This is a genomic window from Nesterenkonia ebinurensis, assembly GCF_008711175.1.
Taxonomy (GTDB): Bacteria; Actinomycetota; Actinomycetes; order Actinomycetales; family Micrococcaceae; genus Nesterenkonia; species Nesterenkonia ebinurensis.
The window spans coordinates 184,198-205,521 of sequence record NZ_VWNF01000045.1 but is presented as its reverse complement, the minus strand read 5'-3'; the positions used below and the strand labels follow the sequence as shown (position 1 = coordinate 205,521).

Annotated in this window: 17 protein-coding genes and 1 pseudogene; 9 read left to right on the top strand and 9 right to left on the bottom strand. The window is 65.3% G+C overall.

The annotated features are described in order from the left end of the window. Positions 1–27: 27 nt before the first annotated feature. Entirely contained in the window at positions 28–234 is a 207-nt protein-coding gene (locus F0311_RS13835; RefSeq protein WP_150462515.1) for a DUF7455 domain-containing protein, read from the bottom strand. A 128-nt stretch (positions 235–362) separates the two neighbouring features. On the opposite strand from F0311_RS13835, the gene F0311_RS13830 reads away from it, so the two are divergent. From F0311_RS13830 to F0311_RS13815, 4 genes are read left to right on the top strand one after another with little or no spacing between them, the layout of a single operon-like run. After that, positions 363–2,423 (top strand): DNA gyrase/topoisomerase IV subunit B, encoded by a 2,061-nt coding sequence (locus F0311_RS13830; protein ID WP_150462514.1) that lies wholly within the window; start codon positions 363–365, stop codon positions 2,421–2,423. Between the two features lie 37 nt (positions 2,424–2,460). After that, complete coding sequence (locus tag F0311_RS13825) at positions 2,461–3,429, top strand: heme o synthase (protein ID WP_150462513.1); 969 nt, start codon at positions 2,461–2,463, stop codon at positions 3,427–3,429. Then, positions 3,429–4,076 carry an ABC transporter ATP-binding protein gene (locus F0311_RS13820; RefSeq protein WP_150462512.1) on the top strand — a complete coding sequence of 216 codons (648 nt, stop codon included), beginning with the start codon at positions 3,429–3,431 and terminating at the stop codon, positions 4,074–4,076. Before F0311_RS13825 ends, F0311_RS13820 begins: the two co-directional genes overlap by 1 nt. Then, entirely contained in the window at positions 4,073–5,659 is a 1,587-nt protein-coding gene (locus F0311_RS13815; protein ID WP_150462511.1) for a hypothetical protein, read from the top strand. The genes F0311_RS13820 and F0311_RS13815 overlap by 4 nt, the downstream gene beginning before the upstream one ends. On the opposite strand, the gene F0311_RS13810 is transcribed toward F0311_RS13815, so the two are convergent. Together F0311_RS13810 and adh are read right to left on the bottom strand one after the other, a co-directional pair. Beyond that, entirely contained in the window at positions 5,637–6,035 is a 399-nt protein-coding gene (locus tag F0311_RS13810; RefSeq protein ID WP_150462510.1) for a DUF779 domain-containing protein, read from the bottom strand. The genes F0311_RS13815 and F0311_RS13810 overlap by 23 nt on opposite strands. A 26-nt stretch (positions 6,036–6,061) precedes the next feature. Further along, positions 6,062–7,585 (bottom strand): aldehyde dehydrogenase, encoded by a 1,524-nt coding sequence (adh, locus tag F0311_RS13805; protein WP_150462509.1) that lies wholly within the window; start codon positions 7,583–7,585, stop codon positions 6,062–6,064. 158 nt (positions 7,586–7,743) lie between these two features. Between adh and F0311_RS13800 the strand changes: the two genes are divergently transcribed. Continuing rightward, the gene (locus F0311_RS13800) at positions 7,744–8,934 is read left to right on the top strand and encodes a GAF domain-containing protein (RefSeq protein ID WP_150462508.1); all 1,191 of its coding nucleotides are present in this window, start codon (positions 7,744–7,746) and stop codon (positions 8,932–8,934) included. Between the two features lie 64 nt (positions 8,935–8,998). After that, positions 8,999–9,184, top strand: a pseudogene (locus tag F0311_RS13795) (alcohol dehydrogenase catalytic domain-containing protein); the annotation flags it as partial. A 142-nt stretch (positions 9,185–9,326) separates the two neighbouring features. Here the strand turns inward: F0311_RS13795 and F0311_RS13785 are convergent. Genes F0311_RS13785 through F0311_RS13770 form a run of 4 tightly spaced genes read right to left on the bottom strand, consistent with a single transcriptional unit; the run spans position 9,327 to position 15,041 of the window. Further along, complete coding sequence (locus F0311_RS13785) at positions 9,327–11,240, bottom strand: glycoside hydrolase family 13 protein (protein WP_150462507.1); 1,914 nt, start codon at positions 11,238–11,240, stop codon at positions 9,327–9,329. Then, complete coding sequence (locus F0311_RS13780) at positions 11,237–12,118, bottom strand: sugar ABC transporter permease (protein WP_150462506.1); 882 nt, start codon at positions 12,116–12,118, stop codon at positions 11,237–11,239. The genes F0311_RS13785 and F0311_RS13780 overlap by 4 nt, the downstream gene beginning before the upstream one ends. Position 12,119: 1 nt before the next feature. Further along, positions 12,120–13,763, bottom strand: coding sequence for an ABC transporter permease subunit (locus F0311_RS13775; protein ID WP_150462505.1), 1,644 nt, complete (start codon positions 13,761–13,763; stop codon positions 12,120–12,122). 3 nt (positions 13,764–13,766) lie between these two features. Continuing rightward, entirely contained in the window at positions 13,767–15,041 is a 1,275-nt protein-coding gene (locus F0311_RS13770) for a sugar ABC transporter substrate-binding protein (RefSeq protein ID WP_150462504.1), read from the bottom strand. A 199-nt stretch (positions 15,042–15,240) separates the two neighbouring features. Here F0311_RS13770 and F0311_RS13765 point away from each other — a divergent pair, with 199 nt between their 5' ends. Beyond that, entirely contained in the window at positions 15,241–16,917 is a 1,677-nt protein-coding gene (locus F0311_RS13765) for a glycoside hydrolase family 13 protein (RefSeq protein WP_150462503.1), read from the top strand. A gap of 27 nt (positions 16,918–16,944) precedes the next feature. Continuing rightward, a complete protein-coding gene (locus F0311_RS13760) occupies positions 16,945–17,964 on the top strand; it encodes a LacI family DNA-binding transcriptional regulator (RefSeq protein WP_150462502.1) in 1,020 nt (339 codons plus the stop codon). Positions 17,965–17,982: 18 nt separating this feature from the next. Here F0311_RS13760 and F0311_RS13755 read toward each other — a convergent pair whose 3' ends face one another. Then, positions 17,983–19,713, bottom strand: a complete 1,731-nt coding sequence (locus F0311_RS13755; protein ID WP_150462501.1) for an HNH endonuclease signature motif containing protein — start codon at positions 19,711–19,713, stop codon at positions 17,983–17,985. Positions 19,714–19,850: 137 nt separating this feature from the next. Between F0311_RS13755 and F0311_RS13750 the strand changes: the two genes are divergently transcribed. Continuing rightward, the gene (locus F0311_RS13750) at positions 19,851–20,051 is read left to right on the top strand and encodes a hypothetical protein (protein WP_150462500.1); all 201 of its coding nucleotides are present in this window, start codon (positions 19,851–19,853) and stop codon (positions 20,049–20,051) included. Positions 20,052–20,078: 27 nt separating this feature from the next. Here F0311_RS13750 and F0311_RS13745 read toward each other — a convergent pair whose 3' ends face one another. Beyond that, positions 20,079–21,320: an MFS transporter gene (locus F0311_RS13745; protein ID WP_150462499.1), complete on the bottom strand. Its 1,242-nt coding sequence runs from the start codon at positions 21,318–21,320 to the stop codon at positions 20,079–20,081. Positions 21,321–21,324: the final 4 nt, after the last annotated feature.

Below are 21,324 nucleotides of genomic sequence, written 5' to 3'. Positions count from 1 at the left end.
CGGGGCATTTTTCTGTGATCAGCAGTTTCAGCTGATCTTGTCCGATTCGTCGATCCAACTGGCCGTCTTCGGGCGCAATGTGTCCTCCACCTCACGACCGTGGTGGTTGCAGAACAGCAGTGCACCGCCGGAGGCGAGCTCAGCGCGGATATAGGCCTGTGCACCGCAGCGGTCACAGCGGTCCAGGGCAGTCAGCGTAGTGGTGGCTTCCAGTGTGCCGGTGGTTGCTGTCATGCTCTCGCCTCCTAGCGTTGAGTGATGATGTCACCCATACAACCACGGCAAAGGGGCAGTCATTCGCGATTTGGCCCACTGAGGCGTGCCTTTCGCCACCGGCGAAGAGCTGCGGATAGTCTTTCTGCATGGCAAAACGCGATGAGTACAGTGCCCGGCACCTCTCCGTCCTCGAAGGGCTGGAGGCTGTGCGCAAACGCCCCGGCATGTACATCGGCTCCACCGGCTCCCAGGGACTGATGCACTGCCTCTGGGAGATCATCGACAACTCCGTGGATGAGGCACTGGCCGGCTACGCCTCATCCATCGCCATCACTCTGCACCCCGACGACTCGGTAGAGGTCGCCGACGACGGGCGCGGCATCCCGGTGGACGTGGAACCGCGCACCGGCCTCTCCGGCCTGGAGGTGGTCTTCACCAAGCTGCACGCCGGGGGCAAGTTCGGCGGCGGCTCCTACAACGCAGTGGGCGGCCTGCACGGGGTGGGCGCCTCGGTGGTCAACGCACTCTCGGCACGGCTGGATGCCACTGTGACCCGCGGCGGCAAAGTCCACCAGATGAGCTTCCGGCGCGGGGAGCCCGGCACCTTTGCCGGGTCCAAGCCCACTGACAGCTTCACCCCAGCGGAGAAGGGCTCTCCGCTGCAGGCTGCCGGGAAGGCCAAGCGGGGCGTCACCGGCTCCACGGTGCGGTATTGGGCAGACCGGGACATTTTCACCCCTGAGGCTCAGTTCCTCGAGGACGAGCTGATCAACCGCGCCCGGCAGACCGCCTTCTTGGTGCCAGGACTGCGGCTGACCATCGTGGACCGGCGCGGATCCGAGCGCACTGAGCAGGTCTTCCAGTACGACGGCGGGATCAGCGAGTTTGTGGACCATCTGGCCACTGACGGCCCGGTCACCAGCATCTGGCGGATCCAGGGCCACGGCAGCTTCACCGAACGAATCCCGGTGGACGGGCAGATGACCGATGTGCAGAGAGACTGCGAGGTGGATATCGCCCTGCGCTGGGGAGTCGGCTACGACACCGCAGTGAAGTCCTTTGTGAACATCATCGCCACCCCCAAGGGCGGCTCACACCTCAGCGGCTTCGAGCAGGCCCTGGTGAAGATCTTCCGCAAAGTGGTGGAGGCCAACGCACGCCGGCTCAAGGCCGGCAACGTCAAGCTGGAGAAGGACGATGTGCTCGCCGGACTCACCGCGGTGGTCACTGTGCGGATCGCTGAACCTCAGTTCGAGGGCCAGACCAAAGAAGTGCTGGGGACCCCGGCGGCCAAGCAGATCGTCAACAAGGTGGTCTCCACGGAGCTGGAGAAACGGCTGACCACCACCAAGCGAACGGAGAAGCTTGAGGCCTCCGCCGTGCTGGAGAAGGTGGTGGCGGAGATGAAGTCACGCATCGCCGCCCGTCAGCACAAGGAGACCCAGCGGCGCAAGAACGCTCTGGAGAACTCCACCATGCCGGCGAAGCTGGTGGAGTGCCGGAACAAGGATGTGGAGTCCTCTGAGCTGTTCATCGTGGAGGGTGATTCCGCCCTGGGCACTGCCAAGCTGGCTCGCTCCTCTGATTTCCAGGCGCTGCTGCCGATTCGGGGCAAGCCCCTGAACGCCCAGAAGGCTTCAGTCTCGGACATGCTGGCCAATGTTGAATGCGCTGCCATGCTGCAGGTCATCGGAGCGGGTTCCGGCCGCAGCTTCGATCTGGAAGCCGCCCGTTACGGCAAAGTCATCCTGATGACTGATGCTGATGTGGACGGCGCCCATATCCGCACCCTGCTGCTGACTTTCTTCTTCCGGTATATGCGCCCGATGATCGAGGCCGGCCGCGTCTTCGCCGCGGTCCCTCCGCTGCATAGGGTGGAGATCATCCATGCAGGCTCGAAGCCCAATGAGGTCCGCTACACCTATTCCGAGGCGGAGCTGGTCACCCTACTGGCCGAACTGGAGAAGAAGGGGCTGCGCTATAAAGAGCCCATCCAGCGGTACAAGGGCCTGGGCGAGATGGACGCCGACCAGCTCTCCGAAACCACAATGGACCCAGCACACCGCTCCCTGCGCCGCATCCGCGCCGAGGACGCCGAGTCGGCTGAGCGGGTCTTCGACCTGCTGATGGGCTCAGTGGTGGCTCCGCGCAAGGAGTTCATCATCGAGGGCGCCGCTGCCCTGGACCGGGAGAAGATCGACGCGTAGCAATTCTTCTACAACCTGTAGAACACGGTAGACTGTCATGGTGACCGATCTGAGCACCCGCCCTGCTGATGATGCCGCCGTCTCCGCGGCAGTACAGGCGCCCCGGACCGGATTCAGACGCAAGGCCTCGGCATATCTCTCGCTGACCAAACCACGGGTGATCGAACTTCTGCTGGTCACCACCCTGCCCACTATGTTCTTCGCCCAGGGCGGGCTGCCGAATTTCTGGACGGCCCTGGCCACCATGGTCGGCGGAGCCTTCGCCGCCGGCTCAGCCGGTGCGTTCAACTGCTACCTGGACCGCGATATGGACCGGCTGATGAACCGGACCAAGAAGCGGCCCCTGGTCACCGGTGAGCTCAGCCCGCGTGAGGCCTTCGTCTTTGCCACTCTGCTGGGCATCGCAGCCATCGTTGTGCTCTGGTTCGGCGCGAATCCGCTGGCCGCCGGGCTCGGCGCGGCGGCCATGTTCTTCTACGTGGTCATCTACACCATGGTGCTCAAGCGCCGCACTGAGCAGAACATCATCTGGGGAGGCCTGGCTGGCTGCTTCCCGGTGCTTATCGCCTGGGCTGCCGTTCGAGAAACCGTGGAATGGCCCGCCCTGGTGCTGTTCTTCATCATCTTCCTGTGGACCCCGCCGCACTATTGGCCGCTGTCCATGAAGTACCGCACCGACTACCAGAACGCTGAGGTCCCCATGCTGGGAGCGGTGGCTACCGCCAAGACGGTCTCGGTGCAGGTGGTGCTCTACGCCTGGGCCACGGTGGCCTGCTCGCTGCTGCTGATCCCGCTGGGCTGGGCCGGCATCACCTACACCGCTTTCGCCGTGGTGGCCGGAGCCTGGTTCATCTACGAGTCTCATATGCTCTATCGCCGTGCCCAGGACGAGTCGCTGACCGATAAACGGGCCATGAAGCTCTTCCACCTCTCGATCCTCTATCTCACCCTGCTGTTCATCGGCCTGTGGATCGACCCCTTCATCGGCAGCCCCCTGATGGGCTGATGACCGTCACTGTCCGGTGCCACCAGCTCAGTGTCTCCGTCGATGAGGCCGTGCTGCTGCCGGAGACCTCCTTCAGCGCAGAAGAGCCTGCGCTGATCGCGCTGACCGGGGCCAACGGCACCGGCAAGACCACCCTGCTGAAGACTCTGGTCGGCCGTCAACTGCCCAGCACCGGTGAAGGCCTGATCAACGGGCAGCAACCCTATGAGTTCGACCCGGTATTCCGTGCTGCTGTGGCCTCGCTGATCGACACTCCGCCGATGGCTCGGGATATGACGCTCACCGAGCAGCTCGCCCTGGTCCGAATCTCCTGGGGGGCTGAGGACGCCGCCGCGGCCTTCACTGCCGCTGAGCAGACTCTTCAGCAGCTCACCATCGGTGAGCTGGGTGACCGGTTCCCCTATGAGCTCTCGGCCGGTCAGCTGCAGCTCTTCGCTGTGGGACTGACGCTCAGCCGTCCGTTCAGCCTGCTGCTGCTCGACGAACCAGAACGCCATCTGGACACCGATCGGGTAGAGGCACTGATCACCCTGCTGGAGCAGCGGGTGGCCGAGGGGGCGCTGGTGATCACTGCTACGCACCGTCAGGAGATCATCAGCCGCGCCGGACGTCAGCTGGATCTCAACCCGATTCCTGATCACCAATGAGCGCACCGGCTCAGCGGCTGAAGGCGGTACGCAGGCTCTACCTGGGCCGCGAGGGAGCCCCCACAGCTGGTGACCGGTGGTTCTCGCTGTACCTGATCAGTTTTGTCACCGCTTTCTACATTGTGCCGGTGGCCTATGTGATCGGCGACTTCCTTGACCCCAGCTTCGCCGGCCGGGTCACCCAGGAGACCTCCGAACCCTATGCCGCAGCAGGGGTCACCCTGCTTGCAATAGCCGCCCTATGGGCAGGCCGCATCCAGGGTCCGGTATTCCTCACCCCGTTTCTGGCCCACACTCTGCTGGCCACTGAAATCCCACGCCGCCGAGTGCTCATCCGTTCCGTCCTGACTGCGGTGACCGGAACCGGGCTGGTGATCGGGGGCGCAGCAGCCGTGGGCCTCTTCGCGCTGACCCATACCGGAGTCTGGGACTGGAGTCGATTCGGGCTGCTGGCCGCCGCAGCATTCACCGGTGGCCTTCAGCTGGGACTGCTGGCCTTCCTGGGCCAGCGGCTCCGCCGGAGAGCGCTGCTGCTGTGCACCGGCCTTGTGGCGCTGCAAGGGGTGGCCGGAGCTCTGCTGCCGGTGGTGAATCTCGCCACGCCCGCCGGATGGGCCGCTTCCCTCTGGGCCGGCGGACCAGCTTGGCTGCTGGCCGCTCTGGTACTCACCACAGCTGCGGCCCTGGTGCTGGTGGCGGCCGAACCCGCTGCGCTGGGACGGCTGCCCGCCGAACGGGTAGTGGGTCAGAGTCGGCGGATCTCCGATGCCCGGCTCTTCACCTCCACCGGGAACATCAACGACGCCGTAGAGCTCTTCCGTGCTGCACCCGCCCACCGGTTGCACCGCGCCTCGGTCAGCGCCGGCCCGGCACTGCTGAGCGGGCTGCGCCAGGACATGGTCGGCGCCGCCCGCAGCCCGTTGTCAATGCTCAGCGCGGGAGTGCTGATCCCGGCAGGTGCGGCACTGCTGACCCTTGCCGCCCCCGCCGCGGGGGCAGGCTTCCAGGAGAGCAACCTGCTGGCTGCAGTCCCGCTGGGCGTGCTCGGCGGGCTGCTGCTGTTCTTCGGCACCGGCCCCCCGGCTGAAGGCTGGCGCCAGCTGAAGAACGAGTTCGACGCCGCAGCGCTCTTCGGCTGGGCTCCGCGCACTGCACTGGCCCGCAGGCTGCTCTGGCCGCTGCTGGTCACCGGGGTGTTTGCCGCCGCAGGTGCGGCGGGCGTCGTCGTGCTCAGCGGCAGTGCGCACTGGAGTGAGGCTTTCTGGTCCCTGGGGCTGGCTGCCGCCGCCCTGTCTGCGAGGTTCTTCCAGTCGATGCGCAGCCGAGACATACCGGTGGAGTTCCTGGCCCCGACTGTGATCCCCGGGGGCATGGATCTCTCCGCGGTGAAGATCCTGGTATGGCTGGGCGACGGGGTCATCATCACGGTGACCGCCGCACTGGCCGTGGTGGTGCTGCCCTGGCAGCCGGGTACCCTGGCGGCAGTGCTCAGCGGCATGGTCCTGGCGACCCTCATCGGAGGTTGGGCCAGGACCGGCCAGCAGCTCTCTGCCGGGACGGCTAGAGCACCGCGCCGTAGCTGACCGGCTCCAACTGCTCCAGCTCATCCTCGGTGAACAGCCGTGAGCGGACGATGAACCGGCTGCCGGTAGGCCCTTCGATGCTGAACCCGGAGCCGCGCCCAGCGGTGACGTCAATGGTGATATGTGTGTGCGACCAGTACTCGAACTGGGGTTTGGAGATCCATACCGGCACCGGCTCCGGGGTGCCCGGCTCCAGCTGCCCTAGCAGCACGTCCTGGGGTCCGGTGATGAAGGTCCCCTGTGTGTAGCACATGGGTGCTGAGCCGTCGCAGCATCCTCCTGACTGGTGGAACATCAGCGGCTGTCCGTGCTCGTCGCGGAGCCGACGCAGCAGAGCGGCAGCATCATCTGTTACTGCAACACGCTCAGCACCCATGGCGAACCTCCTCCGGGATGGATGTTCTAGAAGAAGCCCAGTTTGTCTTCCGAATAGCTGACCAGCAGGTTCTTGGTCTGCTGGTAGTGGGCCAGCATCATCAGGTGGTTCTCCCGTCCGATGCCGGACTGCTTGTACCCGCCGAACGCGGCGTGTGCCGGGTACTGGTGGTAGCAGTTGGTCCATACCCGTCCGGCCTGGATGTCCCTGCCGGCGCGGTAGGCCACGTTGCCGTTGCGCGACCACACCCCGGCGCCCAGTCCGTAGAGGGTGTCATTGGCGGTGGAGATAGCGTCCTCGTAGGCTGAGAATTCGGTGACCGAGACCACCGGTCCGAAAATCTCCTCCTGGAAGATCCGCATCGAGTTGCTGCCCCGGAAGATGGTCGGCTCCACGTAGTAGCCCTCGGAGAGGTCTCCGCCGAGGTCCACCCTGGAGCCGCCGGTGAGCACCTCGGCGCCCTCCTTCTGCCCGATGTCCAGATAGCTGAGGATCTTCTCCAGCTGGTCGTTGGAAGCCTGGGCGCCCACCTGAGTCTCGGTATCCAGCGGGTTGCCCTGCGTGACCGCCTTGGTGCGCTCCACCGCCTTCTCCAGGAACTCATCGATGATGCTGGACTGGATCAGCGCCCGGGAGGGGCAGGTGCAGACCTCACCCTGGTTGAGCGCGAACATGGTGAATCCCTCCAGCGCCTTGTCGTAGAAGGCGTCCTCAGCTGCTGCCACATCCTCGAAGAAGATATTGGGGCTCTTACCGCCCAGCTCCAGGGTGACCGGGATGAGGTTCTGGCTGGCGTACTGCATGATCAGCCGGCCGGTGGTGGTCTCCCCGGTGAAGGCGATCTTCCTGATCCGCGGACTGGAGGCCAGGGGCGCGCCGGCCTCGGCACCGAAGCCGTTGACCACATTGACCACCCCGGCGGGGATGAGGTCCTGGATCAGCTCGATGAGCACCAGGATGGAAGCCGGGGTCTGCTCGGCGGGCTTGAGCACCACGGCGTTGCCGGCGGCCAGCGCCGGGGCCAGCTTCCACACCGCCATGAGGATGGGGAAGTTCCAGGGAATGATCTGGCCGACCACACCCAGCGGCTCGTGGTAGTGGTAGGCCACGGTAGTGGAGTCGATCTCACTGATCCCGCCCTCCTGGGCGCGAATGACCCCCGCGAAGTACCGGAAATGGTCCACGGCCAGCGGCAGGTCTGCGGCGAGAGTCTCACGGACCGGTTTGCCGTTCTCCCAGGTCTCGGCCACCGCCAGCAGCTCGAGATTCTCCTCTATCCGGTCGGCGATCCTGTTCAGCAGCACTGCCCGCTCCGCCACAGTGGTCTCTCCCCAGGCCGGCGCCGCCTGGTGCGCGGCGTCCAGGGCGAGCTCGATGTCCTCGGCGGTGGAGCGCGCCACCTCGGTGAAGGTCCGGCCGGTCACCGGGGAGGGATTCTCGAAGTATTGCCCCTTGACCGGAGCGACCCATTCGCCGCCAATGAAGTTCTCATACCGGGAGGCGAAGCTGACTGCGCTTCCCTCGGTGCCTGGCTTTGCGTAAACGGTCATGGCGACTCCTTTGTCTGACTCTGTGGATCAGTGATATGAATCACTAATTGATCCGACGCTACGTGGCGCGGCGTTGCAACAACGTTGCACAGTGGTCATCCCCAGGTTACCAGTAGACTGTGATCTGGCACACACTCCTCTTTTGCTGAAGGAGGGAGATGAAGGCAGTCCCCGACCAGCCCCAGACCTGGGCTGTGCTCAAGCCTGTGCTGAGAGAGTCCTGGCACCGATCCGCCCAGTTCCTGTCCAATCCGGATTCGGCACTGGCTCCGGTGGAGCTTGACGATGCGGCGCTTCAGGACTATCGCAGTCAGCACCCGCTCCGTCAGGTGCTGCCCATCTTCGAGAAGCTGCTGGTCCAGTCCGCTGCCGAGGCCGGACTGATCGTGGCGATCGGCGATGCCGAGGGTCGGCTGCTCTGGGTGGACGGGGACCGTCAGGCGCTGCGCACCGCCGAGGCATCCGCGTTCCAACCGGGAGCCCTTTGGTCGGAGGAAGCCATCGGGACCTCTGCGCCTGGTGTTGCTCTGACCACTGGGCGAGGCGTTCAGGTGCATCAGGATGAGCACTTCGCCTACTCCGCGCACCAGTTCTCCTGCACGGCTGCTCCCATCCGGAATCCTCACACCGGAGGGCTGCTGGGGGTTGTGGACCTCACCGGGGACGAGAAGGCCGTGTCCACTCACTCCCTTCCCCTGGTGCAGGCCGCAATCTCAGCAGCAGAGGCCGAGCTCAAGGTGCTGCCTGCTGCCACCGGCCTGCCCCAGCTGACCACCCTGGGAACCCTCCGGCCGCAGCTGGGGGTCGCAGCCATGCGAGAGACACTGAGTCTGCGCCATGCTGAGATCCTCACACTGCTGTCCTGGGATGCTGCCACCGGTGGTCGCGGCCACCGCGCCGGGGAGCTTGCCGAGATGCTGTTCGGACAGCTCGGACATGAGGTCTCGCTGCGGGCGGAGATCGTCCGTCTGCGGAAGCTGCTTCGTGGCACTGCGGCGTCCGCGGGAGTGGACCTTGAGTCCAGGCCGTATCGGCTCAGCTCACCAGTGGATCACGATGCTGTCACTGTGCTCACCGCACTGATCGCCGGGGATCGGGCTGCTGCGTTGGACATCTACGGGGGCATGCTGCTGCCCGGCTCAGAGGCACCCGGGATCCTCGAATTGCGCCGTCACCTTTCTGCGACACTGCGTGAATCAATTCTCGCAGACGGTACAGCTGAGGAGCTCTGCAGGTACCTGCAGCTGCCGGAGGCTGCGCATGATGAACATGTCATCTACACCGCCTTACGCGTGCTGCCCAGTGATTCTCCCCGGCGGGCGGGGCTGGTCGCCCGGATGCAACCCTGACGCAACCCTGGTGTGTCTAGCGTCACAATTGCACCTGTCAAGCACCTGTGACGAAGGAGTCGCTATGTCAACCATGACCGCAGCAGTTGTTGAGGAGTTCGGCAAAGAGCTGGCCGTCACCTACTGTCCCGTCCCTGAACCCGGCCCCGGACAGGCCCTGGTGAAGCTTATCGCCTCCGGGGTCTGCCACACGGACCTGCATGCAGCCGAGGGTGACTGGCCGGTCAAGCCTAAGCTCCCCATCCCACCTACTCGAAGCGTCCGCTGGGGGATATCAACGCGATCTTCGATGAGATGCACCACGGCAAGATCGACGGTCGAGTGGTCATTGACTACACCGACTAGCCGCGCTGCCGGGAGCGATGAGGAACAGACCCAGCTGCCCAAGCCGCTCAGGGGAGTACGACGCCGGGGAACCGCCAGACCGTGAACGCGGGACCCTGGACGCCCAGGGTGAGTGTGCCGTTGAAGGTTCTGAGTCCGGCAGCCCCGAAGAGCCGCTCAGGCTCCTGAAGGTTCTCGGTGCTCAGAGCCGCAGCGGGAAGTTCGGCCTCCCAGACGGTGCCCTCCGCGGGTGCGGCGGCAAGGATGAGCAGGGACTCCTGCTCCGATTCGCGGAGGAACACCACAGCTTGGTCGTCCACGTGCATCCAGCGCATGCCCCCGGTGCGCAGCACCGGATGGTCTTGACGCAGCGCGATCAGGGCCCGGTAGAGCTCCATCCGCTTCCGCACTCCGTGGGCCTCAGAGCGGTCCCAGGGCATCGGTGTGCGGCTGATCTCCCCATCGGCCCCGGTCAGCCCGAACTCGTCGCCGGCGAACAGGGTGGGCAGTCCCGGCAGGGTCATCTGCAGACCCACCGCCACCGGCACGGTGCCGGGTGCGGCGTTCTGGGCGAAGCGGGCGGTGTCATGGGTGTCCAGCGGGTGCATATTGCCCAACCGGATCCGCCAGGGGATAGGGGAGTTGAACCGCTCGAGGGCCGCGGCGAACTGAAGCGCAGTGCCCTGCGGGATCCCCCCGGCGGGCTGGCCGAAGAACCAGGGCGCGGTCTCCTGCCGCCCCTGGGCATCGAGGTAGGGTGTGCCGTCGGGGGCGGAGAGCCAGCTCCACAGTGGGCGGGTGAACGACGGATAGGTCATCGCCCCATGCCAGGCATCGCCGGTGAGATCGCTGGTGGCGTCATTGGTCGACTCGGCCAGCAGGATCGAATCAGGCTTGACCTCATCCATGGTGCGGCGCAGGATCCGCCTGACCTCGGCGTTGAGATCTACCTCGCCGAGCCGACCGGTCATATTGGCCACATCGATCCGCCAGCCGTCCAGGTTGAACGGCGGCTTGAGCCAATGGGCGACTACCGAGTCCGGGCCCTCGATGAAGGCTTCACGCAGCTCCTGGGAGGCCCAGTCGAACTTCGGCAGGGTGGCAGTGCCCAACCAGGACTCATAGCTGTCCTGCTCGTCGAAGTAGTAGAAGCTGCGCTCTGGGGAGGCCGGCTCAGCCAGTGCGCGCTGGAACCACTCGTGGCGGTCCCCGGAGTGGTTGGTGGTCAGGTCCCCGATGACCTTCATGCCTCGGGCGTGGGCAGCCTCCACCAGACGGATCAGGGCCTTCTCCCCGCCGAGCAGCGGGTCCACCCGGGTGAAGCTAGAGGCATCGTATCGATGGTTGGAGGCTGCGGGGAAGAACGGTGTGAGGTAGAGGATCTGCACTCCCAGGGAGTCCAGATGGTCCAGACGTTCGGCGATGCCGTCCAGGTCCCCGCCGTAGAACTGACAGACCCGAGCAGGCATCACCGGGTTGACCGGGTCCTCCCATTCAGCCGGCTGCGCCCAGTCGGGCAGCGTGCGGGAATCGGCGCCATCTGAGCGGGCGAACCGGTCCGGGAAGATCTGGTACATCACGGAGTCGTACAGCCACTCCGGCGGCGCCGGACGGGCCAGCAGCCGGAAGTCATAGGCATCCAGCACCTCCCCGCGGTGGGTGCCGGACTGGTTGACCCACTCAACAGTGGGGGAAGAACCCGCTCCAGCGGCGTCATGAACCAACATCCACCGGTAGCCGTGGTCCGGGTTGGCCACGGTGATCTCTGCCTGCCACCAGTCCCAGCCCTGTGCAGATCCCAGGTGCTGTGCAGAGTCCCAATGCGGCTCATGGTCTGGGTTGGACCGGACAATGACCTTCCGGAGCGTAGGGTATTGCTGCGGCACCCTGAGCCGGACGCTCACCCGGTCACCGAGGGCCGGGGCCTGGGTGGAGACATGCAGTAGGGATCCGTCATGGTGGGGGAGGGCCTGGGGGGTCATTTCACACTTCCTGCCACGAGTCCGGAGACGATATAGCGCTGCAGCAGCAGGAAGAGGGCTACCGGGATGATGGCGGCCAGTACTGCACCTGCTGCGAAGATCGACCAGTTCTGGGAGGTCTCCTGGGAGATGAACTGGTAGAGACCCACCGCCAGAGTCTGCCGTTCGGGGTCGCGCAGCAGCACTGAGGCGATCACGAATTCGCTGAGCGTGCCCACCAGGGAGAGCAGCGCGACCACGGCCAGGATGGGTGAGACCAGCGGCAGGATGATGGTGAAGAAGATCCGGGCGTGGCCGGCGCCGTCGATCCGGGCGGCCTCGTCGATGGAGGTGGGAACGGTGTTGAAGAACCCGTACATCAGGTAGGTGTTCACCCCGAGCGCGCCGCCCAGATAGACCATGATCAGGCCGATCTGGCTGTTCAGTCCGATGGCCGGGAATATCTCGCCGATGCCCAGCATCAGCAGGAAGATCGCCACCATGGCCAGCAGCTGGGGGAACATCTGCACCAGCACCAGGGTGATCAGGCCGAATCGGCGGCCGGTGAACCGCATCCGGGAGAAGGCGTAAGCAGCCAGCGCGCCGAGCAGCACCGAACCGGCGGAGGCGGAGAGCCCGATGAACAGGGTGTTGAGGAACCATGCCGCGTAGGGCTGCTGGGGTCGGTTGAACAGCTCGAAGTAGCTCTCCAGACTGAAACTGCTGAACAGGTTGTTCGCCGTGATGAGTGTGCCGCCGGGGTTCAGGGAGGCGGAGAAGACATAGACCAGTGGGAACACTGAGAAGAGAACCACCGCAGCACCCACCAGGTGCCGCCATCCGGTCTCCCGCCACCAGCGCTTGAAGGGGCGGCGCAGACTGATATGAGTCTCCTGCATGTCAGTTCAGCTCCTCGAAGGACTTGGTCTTGCGGAACGCGATCACGGAGATGGTTCCCACAATGATGAAGATGAGGATGGAGAAGGCACTGGCCAGACCGTAGTCAGCCTGGGATCCCACGAACGCCACCTTGTAGACCATGGAGATAAGAATGTCGGTGGAGCCCACGTTGACTCCGGCGGAGACATCCCTGGGGCCGCCGCCGGTGAGCATGTACACCAGGTTGAAGTTATTGAAGTTGAAGGCGAAGGAGCTGATCAGCAGCGGGGCGATGGCGGTCAGCAGCAACGGCAGCTTGATGCTGCGGAAGGCCTGGAAGGGTTTGGCCCCGTCCACCTGGGCGGCTTCGGAGAGCTCCTCCGGGATGGCCTGCAGAGCGCCGGTGCAGACTAAGAACATATACGGAAAGCCCAGCCAGAGGTTGACGATCAGGATGCTGAGCTTGGCCAGCCAGGGGTCGGTGAGCCAGGGGATGGCGGCCCCGCCGAAGAACACATTGTTGATGAACCCGAACTCCTGGTTCATCATGCCTGACCAAACCAGAGCGGAGAGGAACCCGGGGAAGGCATAGGGCAGAATCATCACCAGCCGGTAGTACTTCCGGGACTTCATCCGCTGATCGTTGAAGGCCATCGCCAGGAACAGCCCCAGGATGAAGGTGGTGGCCACCGAGATGAAGGCGAAGGCGAAAGTCCAGAGTGTCACATAGATCAGCGGGCCGCGAATGGATTCCTCGGTGACTGCCCGGACAAAGTTGTCCATCCCCACGTTGATCTGCCAACCGGGCATCAGCTGCTCTCCGGCCTGGTTGACGAAGGCGCCCTCCCCGGTGTCCCGGTAGACCTCACCGGTCTCGGTGTTGGTCATCGTGTCGGCCGACTCGTCGTACTCATATCGGGAGGTGTACTGGTAGGCCCGCTGACCGTCCTGGGTGCGCAGATACCCGTCATTGGGGTCATCGCTGATCGGCACCACCAGATTGGTGACCTCCTGCTGCCGGTTGAGCAGCTCGGCGAAGGGCAGCACCTCATAGCCCTCCACGCCCACCACGCGGCCGTCCTCGACCACAGCCCCCTCTGCCGGTTCCAGGGGCTGCTCTTCGGCGCCGATGAGCGCCCCGCCCTCCGCAGTGGACACGGCGAAGTAGAGGTCCTCGGACGCCAGCAGTTCCCCAGACTCCTCGAGCACCGAGATCTGGTAGGTGGGTGAGTCGGGGACCCGGTCCTGGGTCTGGAGCATGATGGCGTGAACGGCGTGCTCCTTGGTGGAGTTGTGGCCGGTGCCGTAGTTGGTGAAGGCCACATATCCGGAGTAGAGCACCACGAAGATCTGGAAGATCAGCAGGAAGACCAGGCCGGGTGCCAGGTACTTGGCCGGCAGTGCCCCGCGCTGCAGGTATATCCAGGTCAGGGCTGCGGCGCCGACCACCACCAGCGCGCCGATGAGCCACCGCTCGTTCATGAACAGGACCAGCGCCGCGTAGACGGCGGTGGCGCAGAGCAGCCCGAGCGCAACGATCTTGAACAGGATGAGCTTCCATCCCATGGAGGTGGCGTCGATGATTCTGGCTGCCTGCCGCTGGCGCCGGGTCTGCTTCCTGGTGGGCTGCGGCTTGGGCTCGCTGGTGGTGGTGTCGCTGCTCATGGGCTACTCGATGGCTCCTGCGACATCCTCGACCATCTGCTCCCAGAGCTGAGCGGGGTCGCCGTCACCGTTGATGATGGCGGCCTGGGTGGCGCCCCAGAAGTCCCAGACGGCGCCCATCTCAGGGATGGAGGGCATCGGGACAGCCTCGGCGCCCACCTCGCCGAAGCCGGCGACGATCTCGTCATCGACCAGCGCGGCCTCGAAGGATTCGCTGAGCGCCGGGGCACGTCCGCCCACCTCATAGAGGGCAGTCTGCACCTCGGGTGAGCCCACGTAGTCGACCAGGAAGGTGGTGGCCGCCAGAGTGTTCTCGCTCTGCGCGGAGAGGAAGAACCCCTGTACGCCAGCGAAGGGCGGGGCGTCCTGATCACCGGCGGGCGGGATGAAATCCACCTCCACGTTGATCCCGGCCTCCAAGGCGCTGGGCACATTCCAGGGACCTGTCAGCTGGAAGGCTGCCGTACCGTCATTGAAGTTCTCCTGGGCCAGGTCGCCGTCGATATTGGTGTTCAGCACCCCGGCTGAGCCCTGCTCGGCGAGCCATTCAGCGAACTCCACCCCACCCTCATTGCCCAGTTGGAGGTCCTCGGGGTCATAGCTGCCGTCCTCGTTCTGCCCGAAGACAGGAGCCCCATAGGACATCTGGAAGGGGTAGAGGTGGTAGGGGTCGGCTGCCTGCGGGTCCAGGCCGACCACGAACGGATAGGTCGCCCCGGAGGCCTCGCCGAGCTGGATCATCTCATCGAAGGTCTCCGGAGCCTGGTCCACCAGGTCGGCATTGCGCAGCAGGGCGATGTTCTCGATGGAGTAGGGTACGCCGTAGACCTGGCCGTCATAGGACCAGGCCTCGGTGGCCACATCCTCGAAGTCGCCTGCGGCATCACCGAGCTCCACCGGGGCGACCACCCCGTTGGTGACCAGCACGCCCAACCAGTCGTGGGCCCCGACTGCGATATCCGGTCCCTCCCCAGTGGGCACCTGGGAGACGAACTGGTCACGGATCTCCCCGAAGTCCTGCTGGACCAGGTTGACCGCGATGCCGGTATCGGCCTCGAACTCACCGGCCGCATCGGCGAGCACGTCTGCCCGGTCGGCATCGACCCATACGGTCAGTTCGCCGGAGGCCTCCAGCTGGTCGGCGCCGTTCGCCGCAGTGCCGCCGGGCTCCTCGTCAGTGCTGCCAGCGTCGCCGCTGCCACCGCATGCCGTCAGTGCCAGTGCGGAGACGCTGAGCAGGGCAGTCAGCCGGAACAGTCCTTCGGGCTTCGCTCTCATGGTGTGCCTCTCTCTGTAGAGTCGGGACGTTTGTTGTCCGAGTGATTGAATGCAAGCGCTTCCAGTATGCCGGGAGAATGTGACGCACGCAACTCACTTCTACGCGTAGAGGGTGAACGGAATGTGGCTATTTGGAACGCATAGCGCAACATAATGCCCCTCATTGGCATCTGGAAACGCTTCCATATATGGTGAGGCCATGACCTCACAGCATGACCTGCATCACTCCGCTGATCACACTCCGGGCCAAGAATGGTGGCGCAGCGGGGTGATCTACCAGATCTACCCCCGCTCCTTCGCCGACCACACCGGTGACGGGCTCGGCGATCTGTCGGGGATCACAGCCCGGCTCGACGAGCTGCAGGAGCTCGGGATCGATGCGGTCTGGCTGAGCCCCTTCATGACTTCGCCGCAGAAGGACGCCGGATACGATGTGGCTGACTACTGCGATGTAGACCCCATCTTCGGCACCCTGGAAGACTTCGACCAGATGCTCCAGGCCGCCCATGACCGGGGCATCCGGGTGATTGTGGACCTGGTGCCCAATCACTCCTCGGACCAGCACGAATGGTTCCAGCAGGCCCTGGCGGCTGGGCCGGGGAGCACGGAGCGTGGGCGTTACATCTTCCGCGACGGCAAGGGGCAGCACGGGGAGCAGCCGCCGAACAACTGGCAGTCCATCTTCGGCGGCCCGGCCTGGACCCGGGTCAGCGAGGCTGACGGCAGCCCAGGCCAGTGGTACCTCCACCTGTTCGACTCTTCCCAGCCGGACTTCGACTGGTCCAATGAGGAGGTCCATGAGGAGTTCCGCCGCATCCTGCGCTTCTGGCTGGACAGGGGCGTGGACGGCTTCCGGGTGGATGTGGCCCACGGGCTGGTCAAGGACCAGGAGTTCCCCGACTACACCCCGGACCCCGAGGCGGCATCCATGGGCGGGGAGCAGACCCCGGCTCCGTACTTCGAGCAGCCCGGGGTCCATGAGATCTACCGGGACTGGCGCAAGGTCCTGGAGGAGTACCCGGGTGACCGGGCGCTGTGCGGGGAGGCATGGGTCTCCTCGGTGGCCTCGATGGCCCAGTGGGTGCGACCCGATGAGATGCACCAGACCTTCAACTTCGAGTACCTTCTGGCCCCCTGGGAGGCCGGGCAGCTCAGGGACATCATCGACCGGTCGATCAGCGCATTCGGGGCGGTAGGTGCACCGAGCACCTGGGTGCTGTCCAATCACGACGTCGTCCGGCACGCCACCCGGCTCTCACTCACCGGGGAGAACCCGCAGGGGACCGGCATCGGGCCCGACTTCCCGGGAATCCCGGAGCACCAGGACGCAGTGCGGCGGGCTCAGGCGGCCACCGCCCTGATGCTTGCGCTGCCCGGTTCCTCCTACATCTATCAGGGTGAGGAGCTGGGCCTGGACGAGGTGCATGACCTCCCCGACGAGGCCCGCCAGGACCCCACCTGGTTCCGCACCCGGGGGGAGAAGTACGGCCGGGACGGCTGTCGGGTGCCGATCCCCTGGGAGGCTGAGTCCCCAGCCTTCGGGTTCAGCTCCAGCGGGAAGTCCTGGCTGCCGCAGCCTGGGCGCTGGAAGTCCCTTGCCCGCGATGTGCAGCGCCAGACCCCCGGCTCCACGCTGAACCGGTACCAGCAGCTGCTGAGACTGCGCCGGGAGCTGGGCCTGGGCGCCGGCGCCCTCCAATGGGCCGAAGGCTGGGGCGAGGGTGTGCTCGCCTTCCGGAACGGTGATGCTCTGATCATCGCCAATATCAGCGGCTCCCCGGTGGAACTGCCTACTGGTGCAGAGCTGCTGGTGAGCAGCGCCTCACTCATCGGGGGGAAGATCGGCCCGGACACCACAGTATGGTTGAGGCAGTAGGCCTGTCTGTTGCACGGGAGGGAAGCTGTGGTCAGTCTCGATGAAGTCGCCCGCGCAGCGGGAGTCTCCTCGGCCACCGCCTCCCGTGCGCTGAGCGGCCGCGGGCATGTCTCCGCGGTCACCCGGAATAGGGTCAGCGAGGCCGCGGAGGCACTGGGCTATGTGGTGTCCTCGGCGGCGTCGTCACTTGCCTCAGGCCGCAGCAGGAGCATCGGGGTGATCACCCCGGACCTGCATCGCTGGTTCTTCAACTCCGTGCTGACCGGCATCTCCGACACGCTCACCCGCGCGGGCTATGACCTCACCCTCTACAACGTCACCAGCGACCCGCAGCTGCGCAGGGAGATCTTCCGCGCCTTCCTGCGCAGGCGTCGGGTGGACGGGGTAGTTGTGGTGGCCCTGGAGCTGGATGAATGGGAGACCGAGCAACTCCATGGGCTGGGCATGCCTGTGGTGGTGCTCGGCGGCAGGCCCCGGGAGCTGCCCGGAATGGCCATAGACGACCAGGGGGTGACCCGGCTGGCCGCTGAGCACCTGCTGACCCTGGGGCACCGGGAGATCGGGTATATCGGCGGTGACCAGGCCTTCGACGTGGACTACCATGTGCCGACCCAGCGCAGGGAGGGCTTCAACCATGCCCTTGCCGCGCGGGGGTGCGACCCGCAGCAGGCACCCTCGGGGGTGGCGGACTTCACCATCCCCGGCGGCTATGCCGTCGCCAAGAAGCTCTTCGGCACCCCTGGGGCAGATCTGACCGGTCTGGTGGCCGCCTCGGACGAGATGGCCATCGGTGCCATGCTGGCCGCTAAGGATCTGGGCATCCAGGTACCCCAGCAGGTCTCCGTGGTGGGTGTGGACGGCCATGAGCTCGGTGAACTGTTCGGACTGACCACTGTGGACCAGCATCCAGTGGGACAGGGTCGCATCGCCGCCGAGCATATCCTGGCCCGTGTCGAGGGGGAGGGCAACGGCCACACCGACCTGCCCTTCGAACTCGTAGTCCGCTCCAGCACCGCCGTCGCTAAGAAGACCGCACAATCAGAGTAGCGCGCTACTGGCTCGGCGCTAGGCGGCCTGCTGGAGCTCCTCCTGGCAAGCCGGTTGCGGTGTAGACCAGAGGACGGCTTTGGGCAGGTGGTGTTGGGTCTGCTCGCTGGTGGTCAGAGGGAAACCTGCGGTTTTGATGTTGTGGTGTCTGCGGCATAGGGCGCGCAGGTTCGCCGCTGTGGTCTTACCGGTGGGCCAGGGAGTGCGGTGGTCGATGTCGCCGCGCTCTGCCGGCATGGTGCATCCAGGTGCGGTACAGACACCATCGCGTAGGGCGATGTGTTCGCGCAGCAGCTTAGGCACCTGGTAGCCCTGGTAGGTGTGGGCTGCGATGTTGAACTCCACCCCAGTAGGCCCGTAGAAGTACTCACCCGGAGCCTCATCCGGTGGTAGCGAGCCATCGGTGATGTACATGGTGTGCCATCGTCGTCGGATGCTGGGGCTTCGCGCCACATATCGCACCACGCTGGCAGGGATGGCGTCACCCCCGGTGCGGCTGGTCCCCGGATAGTCGGCATCATCGGTCAGGGTCTCGATGGGGACCAGCAGGCTGATACGGGCTTCCACCTCAGTATCCCTGTCCGGTGTGGTTCCGTTGAGGATCCAGGCGCACAGCAGGTCAGCCTCTCGCTGGGCCAGAGTGCGAGTGTCACCCTGGTCGTAGGATTCACCCAGTACCCGTTCATCAGGTGCGGCGACGGTTGCTTGGCGCCAACGGGAGAACTGATCACCGCTGACAGGTGCCGCAGGGATCTGGCCGAAAGCGCTACGTGCAACCCCGGGTGCGTTGGGGCAAGGTGAATCTCGGGCCACGTTGCCACTCTCGGTGTATTTGAAGGTGGCGGCCCCTCCAGCAGTGCGGTGCTCTGCCTCCAAGGCCGCGGTCACCAGGTTGTGCGGGATCTTCTGGATATGCGACCGTGCTACCGCGGAGAGTCTGCGGCCCATGGTTTCTGCGACCAGAGTGGGAAGTTTGGCCATCAGTAGACTCATCCCTTCAATGTCCTCGCAGGGCTTGATGTAGACCCACCGGTCCTGTGCGTTGCGGGCAGCCTGGGCAGCATGTTCCTCAGAGTCCTCCACGGCGGTGAACCGGCGCAGCCACGCATCCAACTCCATCGGTCGCATCCGTGCCGCACGGTCGGGTACGAGCTCGTCCAGCTTCTGAAGCCTCTCGGGTTCACTGCCGAGTTTCCGGGCGGCTTGAGCAATTTTGGAGACCGCGAACTGAGTAACCCTCAGATGGGTGAAATGCTCCCACACCGTGGGCAAATGCTCCCTTGTGAGGGTGGCGTCGTCGTAGGTTTTCTGGGTCTGGTAGTCCGATACCCCAAGTGCTTGGGCAGCGTAGGTGATCGCTGCGTCCTTAGCCACGGATTCAGCCTCTCGGCTCCCGCGCGCATCCAGCACCTCGGTCTGTGCTGTGACCCGCTGGGAGTGTGAGTCCACAAAACTGTCCACGTACTCCAACAGACCCAGCACAACCTCGAGCTCAGCCCTGCGCCGGGCCACCGCCCAACCCCGCAGCTTCGCGGTGGTCGGGTCATCCATTACCGGCAGCACCTCAGCAAGCTCAGGCGACAGGGGAGCTTCCGCGGATCCGGTGGTGTCGGAGGGGGCGGCGGCAGAGGGCGCCTTGCGGTCAGCGTCGGCACACGCAGCACCGGCCCGGCCGAGCTTCCCGACCGCCCCAGATACCGGGTTCTGCCGACCCGGATCGCCGGGCCCCAGCACTGTGCTCTGTGTCATATTTACAACCTACAGCCCACCCCCGAGATGCAGAATGTCGGATGCGGCATCGCTCACCTTTGCGCAGGTCAGAGTCGCATGAGCACTAAGAAGCTCTACGGTAGATCAGAGGTATGGAGTCCACTAGTTTCGCTGTTGTGCGATTACTCCCGCTGTTTGCCCGAGAGGGCGATGAGACAGCCCTCATTGAGTTCATCTCGGGTCAGCACTATCCGCACCAAATGCGTTCCTACCCTGGGCCTGAACAGGTCCGGACCGGTACCGCCAAGGGTGCTTACGGATATGGGCCGGAACACTACGCCACTGAGGCCGCGGCGGAGACTGACCATCGTGAATGATGGGTGTGGGCGGGATAAGGACGGGGTTCACTCGAGCAGTCCGGCGCGACGACGCGTGGTGCGGTTGGCGTGGTCGGAGTACCAGGGCAGCCAGCGCTGCATGCCGGCTGCGGCGGCCGGTCCGATCACCGAGGCCGCCCAGATGCCGGCGGCCAGCGAGCCCAGCGCCGCACCGGCGGAGAGAATAAGTGGGCCCGAGCCCAGACCAATGTCGGTCAGCAGGCGCCAGGCGCCCAGGAACTGAGGCCGGGCCTCCGGCGGGGAGATATCTGAGGAAATGGTCATCATGATGCCTGAGCCGCAGCCGTTGGCGAAACCCAGCAGCATAGCCACCACAGCCAGTCCCGCTGCGGAGGAAGTCAACGGGAAGGCCGCCATGGCCAGGCCCAGCAGGGTCATCGCCGGCACCCCCACCCAGAGCCGTCCGAGCTTATCCATCACCTTGCCCGCCGGGTAGAACAGCAGCATGTCGATGCCCCCGGCCAGCCCGAAGAGCAGCGAAATGGTGGTGGGATCCAGCTCAATGTACTCGCCCCACAGCGGGATCACCTGCTGACGGGCCCCGCGAATCGCACCGACCATCATCCCCACAGCGCCCAGCCGGGCCAGCATGCCTCGGTGGGCGCGGAGCACCGCCCAGAACTTCGGCGTGGCGACCTGCTCAGCAAGCGAGAGGGCGGCGTCGTCCTTCCGCCTCCTGGTCGGACGGGCCAGCCAGACGGTGACCGTGGCAGCCAGGGCAGTGACCACTGCGATGAAGAACACTGCACGGGTATCGAAGAGGTAAATCACACCGGCGCCCAGGAACGGGCCGACGAACTGGCCGATCCGGTGCACCCCGCCCAGGGTGGAGAGCACCCGAGCGCGGTGGAAGGCCGGGGTGATCTCGGTGAGGTAGGAATGCCGAGCCAGATGAAACACCGCATTGGAGGCCCCCACCAGCAGCACCGCGGCCCCCAGGGTGATTACCGAGGGTGCCAGGACGGCGGCCAAGAACCCCAGGGCGGCCACCAGTCCGGCCAGCAGCATGGCTGCACGGTCCCCGATCTTCGCGGCCAGCTGCCCAGCCGGGAGGTCGGCGAGGATCTGGCCGACCGGGAGCATGGCGGCCACCACCCCGGCGGCGGCCAGCGTAGCCCCGCGCTCCACACTGTAGGGCGCGATAATCGGGATCAGCGCGCCGATCCCGATGCTGAAGATGAAGGCAGGTATCAGTGCGCCCAACACCACATCCCGGAACGGGAAGGTCGGCTGAGCAGTTTTGGTCACGGTC

What these genes read in the sequence shown, in the direction of transcription:
- F0311_RS13835 (WP_150462515.1), bottom strand. Translation starts at nt 234, where the DNA reads ATGACAGCAACCACCGGCACACTGGAAGCCACCACTACGCTGACTGCC.
- F0311_RS13830 (WP_150462514.1), top strand. Translation starts at nt 363, where the DNA reads ATGGCAAAACGCGATGAGTACAGTGCCCGGCACCTCTCCGTCCTCGAA.
- F0311_RS13825 (WP_150462513.1), top strand. Translation starts at nt 2,461, where the DNA reads ATGGTGACCGATCTGAGCACCCGCCCTGCTGATGATGCCGCCGTCTCC.
- F0311_RS13820 (WP_150462512.1), top strand. Translation starts at nt 3,429, where the DNA reads ATGACCGTCACTGTCCGGTGCCACCAGCTCAGTGTCTCCGTCGATGAG.
- F0311_RS13815 (WP_150462511.1), top strand. Translation starts at nt 4,073, where the DNA reads ATGAGCGCACCGGCTCAGCGGCTGAAGGCGGTACGCAGGCTCTACCTG.
- F0311_RS13810 (WP_150462510.1), bottom strand. Translation starts at nt 6,035, where the DNA reads ATGGGTGCTGAGCGTGTTGCAGTAACAGATGATGCTGCCGCTCTGCTG.
- adh (WP_150462509.1), bottom strand. Translation starts at nt 7,585, where the DNA reads ATGACCGTTTACGCAAAGCCAGGCACCGAGGGAAGCGCAGTCAGCTTC.
- F0311_RS13800 (WP_150462508.1), top strand. Translation starts at nt 7,744, where the DNA reads ATGAAGGCAGTCCCCGACCAGCCCCAGACCTGGGCTGTGCTCAAGCCT.
- F0311_RS13785 (WP_150462507.1), bottom strand. Translation starts at nt 11,240, where the DNA reads ATGACCCCCCAGGCCCTCCCCCACCATGACGGATCCCTACTGCATGTC.
- F0311_RS13780 (WP_150462506.1), bottom strand. Translation starts at nt 12,118, where the DNA reads ATGCAGGAGACTCATATCAGTCTGCGCCGCCCCTTCAAGCGCTGGTGG.
- F0311_RS13775 (WP_150462505.1), bottom strand. Translation starts at nt 13,763, where the DNA reads ATGAGCAGCGACACCACCACCAGCGAGCCCAAGCCGCAGCCCACCAGG.
- F0311_RS13770 (WP_150462504.1), bottom strand. Translation starts at nt 15,041, where the DNA reads ATGAGAGCGAAGCCCGAAGGACTGTTCCGGCTGACTGCCCTGCTCAGC.
- F0311_RS13765 (WP_150462503.1), top strand. Translation starts at nt 15,241, where the DNA reads ATGACCTCACAGCATGACCTGCATCACTCCGCTGATCACACTCCGGGC.
- F0311_RS13755 (WP_150462501.1), bottom strand. Translation starts at nt 19,713, where the DNA reads ATGACACAGAGCACAGTGCTGGGGCCCGGCGATCCGGGTCGGCAGAAC.